Below are 15,853 nucleotides of genomic sequence, written 5' to 3'. Positions count from 1 at the left end.
GCTTAGTCTCCTTCGGATGGATCGATCTCGCCACGGCGCGCGCGCTCGGCCGCCAGGCGGTGCTTTTTGGTATTGGTCGGGGCCGGCTTCTTGCCGGGCTTGTGAGCAGGCTTATCACCAGGCTTGGGTTTCGGCTTCTGGCTCTTCGCCGGATCGCTCTTCTTGGCGTGGGCCGGCTGCGGCGGCGCGAGGCCGAGCTCGCGGCGCAGCTCGCGCTCGGCGGCCTTGCCGCGGCGCATCGATTCCTCGATCAGCTCATCGGTCAGCACCAGCCGCGCGTCCGAGATGTCCTCCATCACCAGGAGAACCTCGGCGTCCTCGTCCGGACGCGGATCGTCGCGCCTGACGCGCACCGCATCGCCCTCGACGCCGGCGAGCACACCGCGGAACCGCTTGCGGCCCTGATGCGCCACCGCCATCTCGATCTTCACGAGATGCCCGGTGTAGCGCTCGAAGTCGGAGCGGCGCACCAGCGGGCGGTCGATGCCGGGCGAAGAGATTTCCAGCCGGTAGGCGCGCTCGATCGGGTCGGCGACATCGAGCACCGGCGACAGCGCGCGCGAGATCGCCTCGCAATCCTCGAGCTGCATCGAGCCGTCGGGCCGCTCCGCCATGACCTGCACGGTGCAGCCGGCATCGCCCGAGACCTTGATGCGCACCAGGCGATAGCCCATGCCCTGCAGCACCGGGACCGCGACCGCGGCGACGCGCGCCGCAACCCCGGGCTCGACGACGAGACGCGGCTCGGCGAGCAGTTCGGTGTCCACGGACGTGGCAGTCGGTTCGGTCATATCCAGTGTCAAAGGCTGTCTAGGGTCTTAAAGGCTGCTGAGGTCTGTTGTGTTGTTCAGGTGGCCTTAAGGGGCCGCTAACGCTACCCAAACCGGACCCGGCCTCGTTGGGTCCCGTCAGGTAATAAAAAAGAGCGGGTCCCGGGGGGCCCACTCTCCTACGCGATCGTATGAGATACCATAAGTTGCGCTGGATATAGCTCTTTTGCCCGGGTCCGGCAAGGCCCTCGGGTCCGGCGGGAGGCGATTTTACGGCTCTCCGGATGCCGGATTGATCTAACCCTCCGTTTACGAACGGGACCATAGATTGCCGAAAATCGGCAGAAGTCGCCGGTTGGACAAGGCTCATGACGACAGCCCCTGCGCTGATCCCGGAACTCGACGACATCGTTCGCCGCGGCGACCCCAAGCGCCGCGCCGAGGCCGCGCGGCGGCTCGGCGAGCTGTTCCTGCAGGGCGCCGCGAGTTTTCGCCCCGACCATATCGACCTGTTTGACGGGGTGCTGACGAGCCTGGTCCCGCATGCCGAGCTTGCCGCGCGGATCGATCTCGCCGAACGGCTCGCGCTGCTCGCCAACGCGCCGCGGCATCTGGTCGGGCAGCTCGCCCGAGACGACGAGGTCGCGATCGCGGGGCCGCTGCTGCGCCGATCGCCGGTGATTGACGAAAAGGTGCTGGTCGAGATCGCCAATGCCAAGGGCCAGGGCCATCTGCTCGCGATGGCCGAGCGATCGAAGCTCTCGACTGCGCTGACCGACGTCCTCGTCCGACGCGGCGATCGCGACGTCATCCGATGCGCGGCCGGCAATGCGGGCGCGGCGTTCTCGGACGCCTCCTTCACGACGCTCGTGCAACGCGCCAGCCAGGACGGCGTGCTGACGCTGCGGATCGGCCGCCGCGATGATCTTCCGCCCGAGCATCTGAAGGGCCTGCTCGCCGGCTCGATCGACGTGATCCGCCGACGTCTGCATGCCGTCGCCAAGCCGGAACGCCAGGCCGAGATCAAGCTGGCGATGACCGAGATCGAGGGCGTGATCGTTCAGGTCGAGGGCCGCGATTTCACAGCCGCGCAGCGCGCCATCTTGGCACTGCATCGCGCCGGCGAATTGAACGAGGCCGCGGTGGCCGGCTTCGCAAAGGCCTTCAAATATGAGGAATGCGTGGCGGCGCTCGCCGCGATGGCCGGCGTGAAGATCGTCACGCTCGATCGCCTGATCTCCGGCGACCGTTACGATCCGATCCTGATCGCCAGCAAGACGATCGGGTTCGAATGGCCGACCGTGCGCGCCCTGATCCTGATGCGGCTCGGGCCGAACCGCGTGCCGTCTCCTGCCGATATCGAAGGTGCGCGGGTGAATTTCGTGCGCCTGATGCCCTCGACGGCGCAGCGCGTCGTGGAGTTCTGGAAGTCGCGCTAGTTCACGCTAACTGCTCTTGGCTCCGTCATCCTGAGGAGCGCCGCAGGCGCGTCTCGAAGGATGCACGGCCACGCTGTTGCAGCCGGGCCGTCGTGCTTCGAGACGGCCGCTTTGCGGCCTCCTCAGCATGACGGATCATAGTGCACACTTCCCAAACCCAAAATCGTTCCGCTATGCTTTCCGCAAGGCGCGACACAGCGCCAACGGGGAGATTGCCATGCTGACGGACGCCGACATCCAAACGCACGCCGAGCGGATCCGCGACGACGGATACACCGTGATCGAGCGCGCCGCCTCGCCCGATCTGGTCGAGGGGTTGAAGGCGGCGGTGCTGAGAATCGAGAGCGAGCACAATCTCGCACCTGCCAGGACGTCGTTCGAAGGCTTCAAGACGCTGCGCATCAACAACCTCCTGACCTATGACGATCTGTTCTGGGAGGTGCCGCTGCATGACAACGTGCTGCCGGTGGTCGAACGCGTGCTGGACAGGGAATGCCTGCTGTCGTCGTTCTGCTCGCTGGTGCTCGGGCCCGGCCAGGAGGCGCAGCCGATTCACGAAGACACCCAATTGATCCCGTTGCCGCGGCCGCACATTCCGATCACGATCAATGCGATCTGGGCGCTGTCCGATTTCCGCGAAGATAACGGCGCGACGCGGATCATCCCGCGCAGCCACAAATTCGATTCGTCGCCGGAATACGGCAAGGAGTACGACGCGGTCACCGCGACCATGCCGGCTGGCAGCGTGATGCTGTTCGACAGCGCGCTGTGGCATGGCGGTGGCGCCAATAGCAGCGACGCCAGGCGCTTTGCCTTCTCCTGCGCCTATTGCTGGGGCTGGATGCGGCAGCAGGAGAACCTGCAGCTCGGTATTCCGCGCGAGACCGCGGCCCGCTTTCCGCGCCGTTTGCAGGAATTGTGCGGCTACAGCGTCTACAAGGGCCAGTTCGGCCACATCGACAATCACGATCCGATCGAGCTGCTCGGCCGCGAGCGCGGCAAGCGGATGGTGTGGGAGGCGACCGACGTCAGGAAGGCGCGGATGGCGGGGAAGTAATTCTCGTCGCCGTCATGGCCGGGCTTGTCCCGGCCATCCACGTCTTTTTTCCACGCAGCTTCAAAGACGTGGATGCCCGGGTCAAGCCCGGGCATGACGAGGTGTTAGAGTCTTCGAAACCTCAAATACGCGGCCTTGCGCCCCTCGCGCTCGGCCTTGGCGCCGTAGCGCGTCATCGTGTAGTTCGGCCACGGCTGCTGCCAGTCGATCGCGCGCTCGGCGAGCCAGGCGAAGTCGGGCGAGCGCATCAGATGCGCCAGCGTCCATGCGCAGTAGTCGTCGATATCGCTGACGAAGCGGAATTCGCCGCCCGGCGGCAGCAGCCGCGTCATCGCAGCGACCGTTGCATCCTGCACGAAGCGCCGCTTCCAGTGCCGCCGCTTCGGCCAGGGATCGGGATGAATCAGGTCGATGCGCGCAAGCGAGCGCGTCGGCGCCCAAGCCAGCAGTTCGGCCGCGTCGCCGGCGAACAGGCGGATATTGCCGATATTCAGCGCCTCGATCTGGGTCAGGATCTTCGCCATGCCGTTGACATAGGGCTCGCAGCCGATGAAGCCCGTGGTCGGAAAGGCCTGCGCCTCCGCGATCAGATGCTCGCCGCCGCCGAAGCCGATTTCGAGCCTGACATTCTCGATGCCGTCGTCGAACAACTCGGTCAGCGCCTCGGGCGCGGGCGCCGCGATGTCGACCGCCAGATGCGGCAGCAGAGTGTCGATCAGATCGGCTTGATGCGGGCGCAGCTTATGGCCCTTGCGCCGTCCGAAGAACGAGCCGCGCGCATGCGCCGTCGCGCCGTCGTCGGGGGAATCGCGATCGCCGCGGTCGCCTGAAGCCGGTGTCATCGCAGCGTTTGGTAGAGACGATGGAGCAGCCGCGCGCGCGGCTCGATCGAGGAGATGTAGAGCTGCTCGTAATGGGTATGCGCGCCCTTGCCGTCGACGCCGAGGCCGTCGAGGGTCGCGGTGTGCGGCGCGGTGAAGTTGCCGTCGGAGCCGCCGCCGGTGAACACATCCAGCAGCTCGAAGCCGAGCTCGGCGGCTACCCCCCTGGCGTGCTCGTAGAGCGCGGCGCCGGCATTGCTCTTCTCATAGGGCGGACGGTTCAATTCGCCCGATACCTTCACGCTGACGCCCTCGGTGCGTGAGGTGATTCCGAGGATCCTCGGCACCAGCTCGTCGGCGTCGGCCATGGTCGGCACGCGCATGTCGACTTCCGCATAGGCCTCTTCGGCGATCACGTTCGGCTTGGTGCCGCCGCGGACGACGCCGACATTGACGGTGACGCCGCGCTTCAGGTCGTTCATCGCCTCCAGCGCCTGGATCACATTGCCGAGTTCCCGGATCGCGCTGCGGCCGTCCTCGGGGCGCGTGCCGGCATGGGCCGGCGCGCCCTTGATGGTGACGTCGAAGCGCGCAACGCCCTTGCGCCCGGTGACGATCTTGCCGCCGTCGCGCGCCGGCTCGGTCACCAGCACATATTTCGCCTTGCGGCCCTCGGCCTCGATCAGTGCCCGCGAGGTCGGGCTGCCGATCTCCTCGTCCGACACGTAGAGCTGGGTGATGCCGAGCGGCGGGCGCGCGTCGTCGGCGCAGACCTGCCTGAATGCATGATAGGCGAGGTAGGCGCCGCCCTTCATGTCGTAGATGCCGGGGCCGAACGCGCTGTCGCCGTCGACCCTGAATGGTAACCGTTCGATGAATCCGATCGGATGAACTGTGTCGAGATGGCTCAGCACCAGGATGCCCGGTGCATCCTGGCCCCAGGACGAGCGCGTCACCAGGTGATCGCCGCAGCCGTCGCGTCCCGCAATGCGCTCCACCGTGGCCGGCAGGTCGCGATAGCCCGACGCGACGAGATCAGCCAGCTTGTTGACCTGATCGGGCCGCTCGGTCGGAGATTCGATCTCGACCCAGCGGCGGATGCCGTCGAGAATCACGGCGGTTTCGAACGGATTGCTGGACATGCTGTTGTCGTCGCCTGTGGATTCGCTTTGTCATTGCGCGCACGCGCCGAAGCACGATCCGGAATCATGCTCAAAGGAGGCGCTCAAGCGCGATGATGCTCAAGCTGAGCTCATCGCGTTGGCGCGCGCCGGAATGGCATATTCCAGATTTGACGATCTCTCAAACGGATATGGCTGAATCAGGCCTGCTCGGCTGCCTCGCGCGCCGCGATCTGCTCGACCAGTTCGACGATGCTGCGGCGGAGCTTAGCGTCCGCAATCCGCGTGAAGGCGCGGGTCAGGGCCAGGCCCTCGGCGGTTGCCAGAAAATCGGAGACGTAGGTCGGCGAGGCGCCCTCGCTGAAGCCGTCGGCGGTCTTGACCCCGCTCGGGCCGCCGTCGAACAGGAAGGAGACCGGCACTTGCAGGATTTCGGAGATCTGCTGCAGCCGGCTGGCGCCGACGCGGTTGGTGCCCTTCTCGTATTTCTGCACCTGCTGGAACGTCAGGCCTAACGCCTCGCCCAGTTTCTCCTGGCTCATGCCGAGCATGATGCGTCGCATACGGACGCGGCTGCCGACATATTTGTCAACAGGATTGGGCGCTTTGGTGGACATCTCCAACTCTCCTAAGGGATTGCGCGCCCGTGGATGAGGCAAGTTGGAAGTGGAGTATGCCTCAGGCGCCGGTGCCGTCAAATCCTGCAAGGAGGATCGGGACGAAATGCGGACAATTTGCGCAAAGGGGCTGACTTGGCTTGTGATTTCGCGTGGACCCGTACAATGCGAAGTGCACGGTCGATCTGTCAACTGGTGGAATCATACTGAGGTAAATTTCGACGTTTTTTCGGGTTCGCGACAACCGGCGATATGCAGCCGTCAGGGTTTTCGCCTCACAAACCGCCGCCGCAACACGAACGCCAGGGCTGTGATCACAATCACAGCGGCGGGGACGTTCCCGACACGCGCATAGATCGTCGGCGCGATGGCCGCCGGCAGGCCGGCATCCAGGACGCCTTCGATGCCGAGCCCGAGTTGTGCGACGATCCGGCCAACCGGGTCGATGACGGCCGAGATTCCCGTATTTGCGGCGCGGACCATCGGCAGGCCTTCCTCGATGGTGCGCAGCCGGGCCTGTTGCAGGTGCTGGTAAGGGCCGGTCGAGATTCCGAACCATCCGTCATTGGTGACATTGACGATCCAGCCGGGACGGTCGTCGCGACTCACGACGTTGCCGGGAAAGATCGCCTCGTAGCAGATCACGGGCAGGGCGCGTGGTGCATTCGGAATATCGAGCGGCCGGCGGATCGTGCCGGGAATGTAGCCGCCCTGCACCTTGGTGAGCTGCACGAAGCCGAGCTTCTCCATCCAATCCTGGAACGGCAGATATTCTCCGAACGGGACAAGATGCAGCTTGTCGTAGACCGCGAGCACGCTGCCGTCGTGGTCGATGACGTAGATGGAATTATAGGCGCGCGTCACGCGGACGCCGGGCGGCAGATCGGGCGCGCGCACCGAACCGGTGATCAGCACGGTTCCCTTCGGCAGCAGGTCGGCGATCTGCGCCATCGCGTCGGCTTCCTTGGTCAGGAAGAACGGAAACGCGGATTCCGGCCAGATCAGGATGGTGGCATCCTTCACGCCGGTGGCATGCGGCCCGGAGGCGCGATCCGACAGGGCGAGATATTTCTGCATCACCGCCGCCTTGGCGGAGTAGTTGAACTTGGCGTCCTGCTGCAAATCTGGCTGCATGATGCGCAGCTTGACGCTGTCGACCATCCTGGTCGGTTGCTGCGCGAGGCGGATCACGCCGAACGCCAGCATCGCCGCCAGCACCAGCACCGCGGCCACCGGCGCGCGCCACGGCTTGCGGCCGCGCGAGGCGCCGTCGATCAACACGGCCGGGCTTGCGAAGATCGCAACGGCCAGGAACGTCATGCCCCACAGCCCGATCAGCGACGCGGTCTGCGCCAGCGCCAGCGGCTCGGTCAGCGCGTAGCCGAACGCATTCCACGGAAAGCCGCTGAGGACATGGCCGCGCAGCCATTCCGAAACCGTCAGGCTGACCGCGAGCGCCAGCACGCGCGAGGCGTCGCGCGGCCAGATCAGCCGCGCCAGCGCGAAGCCGAACGCGGTGAACAAAGCGAGATAGGCGGGCAGGCCGAGCACCGCGAACGGCGTCAGCCAGGCGAAGGTGTCCGCATCGACGAAGAAGGCGTAGCCGATCCAGTACAGTCCCGGCACGAAATAGCCGAGGCCGAACCAGAAGCCGGACAGCGCCGCGGCAGGCAGACCGCGCCAGCGGCCGGCCGCGCTGCCGTCGATCAGCCAGACCGCGATGGAAAAGGTGAGAAACAGAACCGGCCAGGCGTTGAACGGCGCCATCGCCAGCGCAGACAGCGCGCCGGCCGTGAGCGCGAGGACAGCGCGTTTCCATCCCCAGGTCAGGATGATTGCAAGGCCGATCGATCGGAGCTTGTCGGACAGCCTCACTGCGGACCGGCTCCCTCGCCGGGCGGCGGCATGTTGTCATTCGCCTGCGGGTTTCCGGAGTCCGGCGACTGCTCGCGGCGCCGCTCGCGCTCCTTGCGCGGCGTCGGCCGCTCCTTGCGCGCGGTGATGCGCACGCGCTTGACCCGCCGCGGATCGGCGTCGAGCACCTCGACCTCGTAATTGCCGGGCCCCGAAATCACCTCGCCGCGTACCGGCAGGCGCCCGACGAACGATACGAGGTAGCCGCCGAGCGTCTCGACCTCCTCGCCGGCGTCGCCGATCACGAAATCCTCGCCGATCACTGAGCGGACATCGTCCAGGCTGGCGCGCGCGTCGGCGATGAAGGAGTTGTCCGGCTGGCGCACGATGGACGGCGGCTCGTCGGAATCGTGCTCGTCGTCGATCTCGCCGACGATCTGCTCGACGATATCCTCGATCGACACCAGCCCGTCGGTGCCGCCATATTCGTCGACCACCAAAGCGAGATGAATCCGCGAGGCCTGCATCTGCGCCAGCAGGTCGATCGCGCGCATCGATGGCGGGATATAGAGCAGCTTGCGAATGATATTGGCTTCCGACAGCGGCAGTGCGAGATCGACGCTGCGCAGATCGAGCCCGGCCGGGAACGGTTTCTTGCGCCGAGTCTTGGTCGCGTCGGTGACGCGGGCTCTCGCGGTCATGAAGGCGAGCAGGTCGCGGATGTGCACCATGCCCTCGGGGTCGTCGAGGGTTTCGTTGTAGACGACGAGCCGCGAATGCGCCGCGCTCTCGAACAGGCTCATCAATTCGCCGAGCGGAATGTCGCGCTTGACCGCGACGATGTCGGCGCGGTGCACCATGACGTCGGCGATCCGCCGCTCGTTCAGCGACAGGATGTTGCGCAGCATGGTGCGCTCGATCGCCGAGAAGCCGACGTCGTCGGGCGTCGAGGCGTCGAGCACCACCTGCAAATCGTCGCGCACCGAGCCGGCCTTCCAGCCGAACAGCGTGCGGATCGCGCGCACCAGCCAACCCTCGGCCGCCGGGCGCTGCACCTCGCCGTCGTGCACCACGGCGGGCAGGTTGCTCACGTTGCGCGGATTGTCGTGGGTCGGTTCGGAATCCGGCATGTCAGGCGATCCGATCCGCATAGGGGTCGGGAATGCCGAGGGAAGAGAGGATCTCGCGCTCGAGCGCCTCCATGTCCTCGGCATCGTCGTCGTTCTCGTGGTCGTACCCGATCAGGTGCAGGAAGCCATGCACCGCGAGATGGCTCAAATGATGGTCGAACGGTTTCTGTTCTTCATCGGCTTCCCGCCGTGTCGTCTCATAGGCGATCGCGATGTCGCCGAGCATGCGCGGGGCATCGTCGGGTCCGCCGGCGCCTTCCGGCTGCAGCGCCGGAAACGACAGCACATTGGTCGGCTTGTCGATGCTGCGCCAGTTGGCGTTCAGGGTGCGGATACCGGCATCGTCGGTCAGCATGACCGCAAGCTCGGCGTCGGCGACATCGGCATCGGCGATTTCGGCGGCAGCCTCGATGGCGCGGTGGATCACCGCGTCGGCATTGGGCTCGGCCTGCCAGCATTCGGCGGTGACGAGAACCTCGGTGGCAGGAAAAGCAGACACGTTGGTTTCAAAATCTGCGTTATGGCCGGATCCCGCGTCGTGCGGGCTCGCGGCCGAAGCTATTGGTCTCAAGATCTGGCGTTTGCCGGCTTTTGCGGCAATCCCTCATAGGCGGCCACGATGCGCGCCACCAATTCATGGCGGATGACGTCCTCGGCCTTGAAATGCACCTGCGCGATGCCCTCGACGCCGTCGAGCAGCTTCACGGCTTCCGTGAGGCCCGAGGCCTGGCCATGCGGCAGGTCGACCTGCGACGGATCGCCGGTGACGATCATCCGGCTGTTCTCGCCGAGGCGCGTCAGGAACATCTTCATCTGCATCGTCGTGGTGTTCTGCGCCTCGTCGAGGATGATGGCGGCATTGGTCAGGGTGCGGCCGCGCATGAAGGCGAGCGGGGCGATCTCGATCTCGTTGCCCTGCAGCGCGCGCTCGACGACGCGGGCGTCCATCAGATCGTACAGCGCGTCATAGATCGGGCGCAGATACGGATCGACCTTCTCCTTGAGGTCGCCGGGCAGGAAGCCGAGCCGCTCGCCGGCCTCGACCGCGGGCCGCGTCAGGATGATGCGATCGACCTCCTTGCGCTCGAACAGCTGCGCGGCATGGGCGACCGCGAGCCAGGTCTTGCCGGTGCCGGCCGGGCCGATGCCGAACACCAGCTCATGCCGCTTCAGGGCGCGGATGTAGGAATCCTGCGCCGCGGTGCGGGCGCGCACCGGACGCTTGCGCAGATTGATGGTCTCGAAGGTCGGCTTGGCGGTCTTGTTGTCGAATTCGAACAGCGAGCCCTGTGCGATCACGGCGCGGATCGCGCCTTCGACCTCGCCCTGATCGAGGTCGTGTCCTTCGACGGCCTGCGCGTAGAGCGTCTCCAGCACGCGCCGCGCCGCGTCGCAGCCGTCGCGGGAGCCTGCGATGGTCAGATGATTGCCGCGGGAATCGACCACGACGCCGAGCCGCCGCTCGATCAGCGCCAGATTCTGTCCGTAGGGGCCGACCAGCGCGGATGCCGCGCGGTTGTCGTCGAAATCGATGACGACCTGAGTTTCAGGGGGCCGGGTCTCAGGTGGCATTTGCATGTCGCGGTCAGGTTTGCGGCTGGGAGCGAGCGAAGACGAATCCGATGCGCTTTTGGGCAAGGATTTCAGGCTCCAATGGTCTGCGAAATGAGGCCGGGCGCGGGTCGCGTCGCGAGCTCGCCGATCAGGCTGTAGCGCTCGAGGCTGTCGATCCTCACCGGGAGGACCTGGCCAATGATGTCAGGCGACGCCATCACATGGGCGGGCTGCAGATAGGCGGTACGGCCGACGATCTGGCCCGGATTGCGCGCGGCGCGCTCGAACAGCACATCGACCGTTGTGCCAATCGCAGCCCGGTTGAAGGCCGATTGCTGGCTGTCGATCAATTCCTGAAGCCGCCCCAAGCGCTCGTCCATCTCGGCTGCTGACACCGTCTCCCGCATCTCCGCCGCCGGCGTGCCCGGCCGTGGCGAATATTTGAATGAATACGCCGCAGCGTATCCGATTTGCGTGACAAGCGCGAGGGTGGCGGAAAATTCTTCCGCGGTCTCTCCGGGGAAGCCCACGATAAAATCTGATGAAAAAGCAATGTCTTGCCGCGCGGCGCGGAACCGGTCGATGACGCGCCGGTAGTCATCGGCGGTATGTTTGCGGTTCATGGCGGCAAGGATCCGGTCCGCCCCCGATTGCACCGGCAGGTGCACGAACGGCATCAGTTCGGGCAAATCGCGATGCGCCGCGATCAGGGCGTCGTCGACGTCGCGCGGATGGCTGGTCGAATAGCGCAGCCGCGTGACGCCGGGAATTGTGGCCAGCCGCTGCAACAATTTGCCGAGCGGCCAGACGCGGCCGTCGGGACCTTCGCCGTGATAGGCGTTGACGTTCTGTCCGATCAGCGTGAATTCGCGCACGCCGTTGTCGGCGAGCTGCTTCACATCGTCGATGATCCTGGCGACCGGACGCGAGACTTCCGCGCCGCGCGTGTAGGGCACCACGCAGAAGGTGCAGAACTTGTCGCAACCTTCCTGCACCGTGACGAAGGCGGAGATGCCGCGGGCGCGGATCGCATCCGGCTTCGGCTGCGGCAGGAAGCCGAACTTGTCCTCGACCGGGAATTCCGTTTCCAGCGCGCGGCCGTTTGCCTTGGCGCGCTTCAAGAGCTCGGGCAGATGATGATAGCTCTGCGGCCCGACCACGATGTCGACGGTGGGCGCGCGATGGATGATCTCGGCGCCTTCGGCCTGTGCGACGCAGCCGGCGACCGCGATCTTCATCTCGCGGCCCGCCCGCGCGGCCTCGTCCTTGGCGACGCGCAGCCGCCCGAGTTCGGAATAGACTTTCTCCGACGCCTTCTCGCGAATGTGGCAAGTGTTGAGGATGACGAGGTCGGCGTCTTCGGCGCTCGCGGTCTCGACAAAGCCCTCGCCGGCCAGCGTGTCCGCCATGCGTTGCGCATCGTAGACATTCATCTGGCAGCCATAGGACTTGATGTGCAGCTTGCGCGGCGTCGTCATGGAACCCTGAGAGTGAAAAATGGAAACGGCGCCATCGGGGCGCCGGGGCTGAAATATAGCTTAAACCGGGGAAAATCCAGCGGTCTGGACGTCATTTCGGGGCGATGCGTCAGCATCGAACCTCAGGTGCGCAATTGCGCACCGGGGAATCTCGAGATTCCGGGTTCGCTCCCTTCGGTCGCGCCCCGGAATGACCTCGCAGGGTCAGTCAGCGCTCGCCGTGGCCCCCACCCGGGCGATCAAACCGGGCAATTTCCGCATATCGGCGAAGGTGACGGCCGCACCGGCCTGGCGCAGCATGTCCTCGTGTTCCGCCGTGCAATGGCTGCCGCCGTAAAAACCGAGCACGGTCATCCCGGCGGCGCGGGCGCCGGTGACGCCGGCCACGCTGTCCTCGATCACGACGCAACGCGCGGGGCTGGCGCCCATCTGCGCCGCCGCGAACAGGAAGAGATCGGGCGCCGGCTTGCCGCGCTTGACCTGGGTGGCGGAGAAAATATGCGGTACGAGCTGGTCGTAGAGCCCGGCGCAGGTCAGGCCGTGATGGATCTTTTCCGGCGTGCCGCTCGACGCCACGCATTTCGGTAAGCCGAGCGCGGCGATCGCCTCGCCGACATGCGCGATCGCACTGAGATCGTCGGCATAGAAGCTCAGCGTCGCGTGCTTGACCTCGGCCTCGAAGGTCTCGGGCAGCGCGCGGCCGATCTCGCTCTCGACGATCCGCCGCGCCTCGCGGTCGGACACGCCGAGGAAGCGCTTCAGCACGCCGTCGGGTGTAATCGGAAAGCCGTGCCGCGTCAGCGTCTCCGCATGCGCGCGACAGGAGATCACCTCGCTGTCGACCAGCACGCCGTCGCAATCGAAGATGACGAGGTCGAAACTCACCCGGCTTACGACTTGCTGTCTTCGTCGAGCGGGACGCAATACAACTCGAGACGATGATCGACCAGCTTGTAGCCGAGCTTGCGCGCGATCTCGGCTTGCAGCTTTTCGATTTCCTCGGAGGTGAACTCGATCACCTTGCCGTCGCGCAGATTGATCAGGTGGTCGTGATGGCTCTCGGGCATCTGCTCGTAGCGCGCGCGGCCCTCGCGGAAGTCGTGGCGCTCGATGATGCCGGCATCCTCGAACAGCTTGACGGTGCGATAGACGGTCGAGATCGAGATCTTGTCGTCGACCGCCACGCAGCGGCGATAGAGCTCCTCGACGTCAGGGTGATCCATGGCCTCCGCCAGCACGCGTGCGATCACACGGCGCTGTTCGGTCATGCGCATGCCGGTCGCGGCGCAGCGCGCCTCGATGCCGGTATTCTTCTGCGCAGGCGTGATTTTCACCGTCGTCATGGGTCCTTGGCAGGTCCTTGGCCAGTCCTTGAGCCTTGGATGGCAGAGCAGGGCGCTGTTCTGCCATCGCGCCGATGTTACGACAAGTCGCGCCGCATCAGAAGCGCGTTCAAATGTTCCCCGCCGGGCTGCTTGTAGTAGCGTTCGCGGCGGCCGATCACGCCGAATCCGGCCTTTTCGTAGAGCCGTCGCGCGGGCTGATTGTTCTCTTCCACCTCGAGGAAGATGGTGCGGATGCCGCGGCCGGCAAGATGGCCGAGATGGGTCAGCAGCAGGTCGCGCGACAGGCCGCGACCGCGCTGATTGGAATCGATCGCAATCGACAGAATTTCGGCTTCGTCCGCTGCCATCCGTGAGACGGCAAAGCCGATCACCTTGCGTCCCTGCCGCAGCCGGTGCACCAGCGTGTTGCGCTCGGTCAGCATCGCCTCGAATTCGCCCTCGCCCCAGCCGCGATGAAACGACGCGCCGTGCAATTGCGCGAGTCGCGCCGCATCGCGCAGCGATGCGGGCTCGACCGCGGGCGGACCGCCGCCCCACCATCGTGGCAGCCAGCCGATCATGTCGATCGCGGCACGCTGATTTCGAGCCGGTCCTTCGGCGGCTTGGCGTCGGGCGCACGCAGATAGAACGGCCGCGGCGGCGCGGTTTCAGGATCCACGGCCGCGCCGATCCAGGCGACCCAGGTAATATCGGGCGCGGGCTGCCGGTCGACCTTGACCGGCGGTGCGGCGTCGGCGGGCCAGCGCTCGGCGAGGATATTGGCGGCGTTGCCGACCAGATGCAGCGCGCCGTGTTGCGAGGCCTCGAGCGCTTCGGCGATCGGCGCCACCTTCGGCTTGATGATCGGGCTGCCGTCGCCGCCCACCAGCTGGAAATAGACGTGATCATGCCGCGCATCGATCGCCGACAGGATCGCAGACGCGCCATTCTCGGCGACGACAGGCGCAGCGTAGGCGGCGAGCGTCGACAGTCCGACCACCGGCTTTTCCGCGGCCAGCGCCAGGCCGCGCGCCGCCGAGAGGCCGACGCGCAGGCCAGTGAAACTGCCGGGGCCGGTGGTGACGGCGATGCGGTCGAGCCCGGCAAAGCCGATGCCGCTCTCTTTCATCACCCGAGCGATCAGCGGCATCAGCGCCTCGGCATGGCCGCGCTGCATCGCCTGCGATTCAATGGCGATTGTATTGCCGGAGGTGGTGTCGAGCACCGCCGCGGAGCAGGCGTCGAGCGCCGTATCGATGGCGAGAATCATCATGGGAGGGCGAATGGCGAATAGGGAATGGCGAACAGGGGTCTTGCGGAGAATGCTATTCGCGATTCGCCACTCGCCATTCGCCGCTCCATCACATCGGCCGGACTTCCTGCACGTCGGGCACGAAGTGCCGGAGCAGGTTCTGGATGCCGTGTTGCAGGGTTGCGGTCGATGACGGGCAGCCGGCGCAGGAGCCCTTCATGTTGAGGTAGACGATGCCGTCCTTGAAGCCGCGGAAGGTGATGTCGCCGCCGTCATTGGCGACCGCGGGACGCACGCGGGTCTCGATCAGGTCCTTGATCTGCTCGACCGTCTCGGCGTCGGCCTCGTCGAAGAACTCGTCTTCCTCATCGCGGGCGTCGTCGCTGGCCGCGGTGCCGTCGGCGAGCAGCGGCGCGCCGGACATGTAGTGCTCCATGATCGCGCCGAGGATCGCGGGCTTGAGGTGCTGCCAGTCGCCGTCCGCCTTGGTCACGGTGATGAAGTCGCCGCCGTAGAACACGCCGGTGACGCCGGATACGGCGAACAGCCGTTCGGCGAGCGGCGAGCGCGCGGCGGACTCGGGCGAGGAAAATTCCATCGTCCCGCTGTCGAGCACCATGCGGCCCGGAATGAATTTCAGCGTGGCGGGATTGGGCGTGGCTTCGGTCTGAATGAACATCTGCTGTCTCCGGCGTCGCCGGTTCAAGGCCGGCGCGTTGGGTTCCATTATAGCGTTTTCGAGCGAAGTGACACCGGTTCGCGAAGAAAACGCGTCAAATCAAGGAGTCAGATGGCAACTAAAAAGCCCGCGATCAAGCCGCAAAACCGCGGTTCCAGGCGCATACCCATGCCCGGAAGCGGGTCCGGTGCGGTAATGCCCTAGGACAGGGCGTCGATCTCGGCGTCGGTCAGGCCGCCCGGCACGATGGTTACCGGGATCGGGAATGCCCCCATGGTCTTGGCCATGGTGGTGATGATCGGCCCGGGCCCCTCGGCGCCCGGGTTGGCGGCCAGTACCAGCGCTGCGATATCGACGTCCTTGTCGATCACGTCGAGGATCTGTTCGATCGGGTCGCCCTCGCGAATCACCCGCTCCGGGGTGATCGCGGCGATGCCGTTGGCGCGGCCGGCGGCGCGGTCGAGCGCCTCATTGGCGGCCTCCTCGGCCTCCGCGCGCATGATGTCGGCGACCCCGAGCCATTGCTGGTTCTGGTCCTCGGTCTCGATCACCCGCAGCATCACGACGCCGCCGCCGACCCGGATCGCCCACCGGCTGGCGTAGTAGACCGCGCGGTCCCATTCCGCAGTGTCGTCAACGATGACGAGGCATTTCGGCTTGTGACCTGACTCGTAGCTTCGTCGCTGGGTGGTCATGCATGTCCCGGTGCTGAACCAAACCAACCCATGGTGCCATACTCCCTCGCCGTTTGGGAGA

17 protein-coding genes are annotated in these 15,853 nt (G+C 65.8%); 2 read left to right on the top strand and 15 right to left on the bottom strand.

The window, feature by feature from the left end; genetic code table 11:
• Nucleotides 1–2: 2 nt before the first annotated feature.
• Complete coding sequence (gene rimP / locus QA635_RS00235; RefSeq protein ID WP_283066052.1) at nucleotides 3–791, bottom strand: ribosome maturation factor RimP; 789 nt, start codon at nucleotides 789–791, stop codon at nucleotides 3–5.
• Between the two features lie 347 nt (nucleotides 792–1,138).
• Here rimP and QA635_RS00230 point away from each other — a divergent pair, with 347 nt between their 5' ends.
• Both QA635_RS00230 and QA635_RS00225 read left to right on the top strand, forming a co-directional pair.
• Nucleotides 1,139–2,209, top strand: a complete 1,071-nt coding sequence (locus QA635_RS00230; RefSeq protein WP_283066050.1) for a DUF2336 domain-containing protein — start codon at nucleotides 1,139–1,141, stop codon at nucleotides 2,207–2,209.
• A 217-nt stretch (nucleotides 2,210–2,426) separates the two neighbouring features.
• Nucleotides 2,427–3,266, top strand: coding sequence for a phytanoyl-CoA dioxygenase family protein (locus tag QA635_RS00225; protein ID WP_283066048.1), 840 nt, complete (start codon nucleotides 2,427–2,429; stop codon nucleotides 3,264–3,266).
• A 104-nt stretch (nucleotides 3,267–3,370) separates the two neighbouring features.
• On the opposite strand, the gene QA635_RS00220 is transcribed toward QA635_RS00225, so the two are convergent.
• From QA635_RS00220 to QA635_RS00155, 14 genes are all read right to left on the bottom strand, one after another.
• Nucleotides 3,371–4,108: a tRNA (guanine(46)-N(7))-methyltransferase TrmB gene (locus QA635_RS00220; protein WP_283066046.1), complete on the bottom strand. Its 738-nt coding sequence runs from the start codon at nucleotides 4,106–4,108 to the stop codon at nucleotides 3,371–3,373.
• Nucleotides 4,105–5,229 (bottom strand): M20 family metallopeptidase, encoded by a 1,125-nt coding sequence (locus QA635_RS00215; protein ID WP_283066044.1) that lies wholly within the window; start codon nucleotides 5,227–5,229, stop codon nucleotides 4,105–4,107. Before QA635_RS00215 ends, QA635_RS00220 begins: the two co-directional genes overlap by 4 nt.
• Before the next feature lie 179 nt (nucleotides 5,230–5,408).
• Complete coding sequence (locus QA635_RS00210) at nucleotides 5,409–5,825, bottom strand: helix-turn-helix domain-containing protein (protein WP_028335515.1); 417 nt, start codon at nucleotides 5,823–5,825, stop codon at nucleotides 5,409–5,411.
• 261 nt (nucleotides 5,826–6,086) lie between these two features.
• Entirely contained in the window at nucleotides 6,087–7,700 is a 1,614-nt protein-coding gene (gene lnt, locus QA635_RS00205; protein WP_283066041.1) for an apolipoprotein N-acyltransferase, read from the bottom strand.
• Nucleotides 7,697–8,809 carry a hemolysin family protein gene (locus tag QA635_RS00200; RefSeq protein ID WP_283066039.1) on the bottom strand — a complete coding sequence of 371 codons (1,113 nt, stop codon included), beginning with the start codon at nucleotides 8,807–8,809 and terminating at the stop codon, nucleotides 7,697–7,699. The genes lnt and QA635_RS00200 overlap by 4 nt, the downstream gene beginning before the upstream one ends.
• A 1-nt stretch (nucleotide 8,810) precedes the next feature.
• Nucleotides 8,811–9,308: an rRNA maturation RNase YbeY gene (gene ybeY / locus QA635_RS00195; protein WP_212057937.1), complete on the bottom strand. Its 498-nt coding sequence runs from the start codon at nucleotides 9,306–9,308 to the stop codon at nucleotides 8,811–8,813.
• Nucleotides 9,309–9,376: 68 nt separating this feature from the next.
• Nucleotides 9,377–10,447: a PhoH family protein gene (locus QA635_RS00190; protein ID WP_077231173.1), complete on the bottom strand. Its 1,071-nt coding sequence runs from the start codon at nucleotides 10,445–10,447 to the stop codon at nucleotides 9,377–9,379.
• 5 nt (nucleotides 10,448–10,452) lie between these two features.
• Nucleotides 10,453–11,841, bottom strand: a complete 1,389-nt coding sequence (gene miaB / locus QA635_RS00185; RefSeq protein ID WP_283066035.1) for a tRNA (N6-isopentenyl adenosine(37)-C2)-methylthiotransferase MiaB — start codon at nucleotides 11,839–11,841, stop codon at nucleotides 10,453–10,455.
• A gap of 204 nt (nucleotides 11,842–12,045) precedes the next feature.
• Nucleotides 12,046–12,726 (bottom strand): HAD family hydrolase, encoded by a 681-nt coding sequence (locus QA635_RS00180; RefSeq protein WP_283066034.1) that lies wholly within the window; start codon nucleotides 12,724–12,726, stop codon nucleotides 12,046–12,048.
• A 5-nt stretch (nucleotides 12,727–12,731) separates the two neighbouring features.
• Complete coding sequence (locus QA635_RS00175; protein ID WP_016840396.1) at nucleotides 12,732–13,184, bottom strand: Fur family transcriptional regulator; 453 nt, start codon at nucleotides 13,182–13,184, stop codon at nucleotides 12,732–12,734.
• A gap of 77 nt (nucleotides 13,185–13,261) precedes the next feature.
• Entirely contained in the window at nucleotides 13,262–13,747 is a 486-nt protein-coding gene (gene rimI / locus QA635_RS00170; protein WP_283066031.1) for a ribosomal protein S18-alanine N-acetyltransferase, read from the bottom strand.
• The gene (gene tsaB / locus QA635_RS00165) at nucleotides 13,744–14,439 is read right to left on the bottom strand and encodes a tRNA (adenosine(37)-N6)-threonylcarbamoyltransferase complex dimerization subunit type 1 TsaB (protein WP_283066029.1); all 696 of its coding nucleotides are present in this window, start codon (nucleotides 14,437–14,439) and stop codon (nucleotides 13,744–13,746) included. Before tsaB ends, rimI begins: the two co-directional genes overlap by 4 nt.
• 88 nt (nucleotides 14,440–14,527) lie before the next feature.
• Complete coding sequence (locus tag QA635_RS00160) at nucleotides 14,528–15,097, bottom strand: NifU family protein (RefSeq protein ID WP_028335524.1); 570 nt, start codon at nucleotides 15,095–15,097, stop codon at nucleotides 14,528–14,530.
• A gap of 200 nt (nucleotides 15,098–15,297) precedes the next feature.
• Nucleotides 15,298–15,792, bottom strand: a complete 495-nt coding sequence (locus QA635_RS00155; RefSeq protein WP_028335525.1) for a universal stress protein — start codon at nucleotides 15,790–15,792, stop codon at nucleotides 15,298–15,300.
• Nucleotides 15,793–15,853 lie beyond the last annotated feature (61 nt).

It is taken from the genome of Bradyrhizobium brasilense, from assembly GCF_029714345.1.
Classification (GTDB): Bacteria; Pseudomonadota; Alphaproteobacteria; order Rhizobiales; family Xanthobacteraceae; genus Bradyrhizobium; species Bradyrhizobium australafricanum.
Note: the sequence above shows the minus strand (reverse complement) of the source record. Positions and strands in the feature narration are given on the sequence as shown.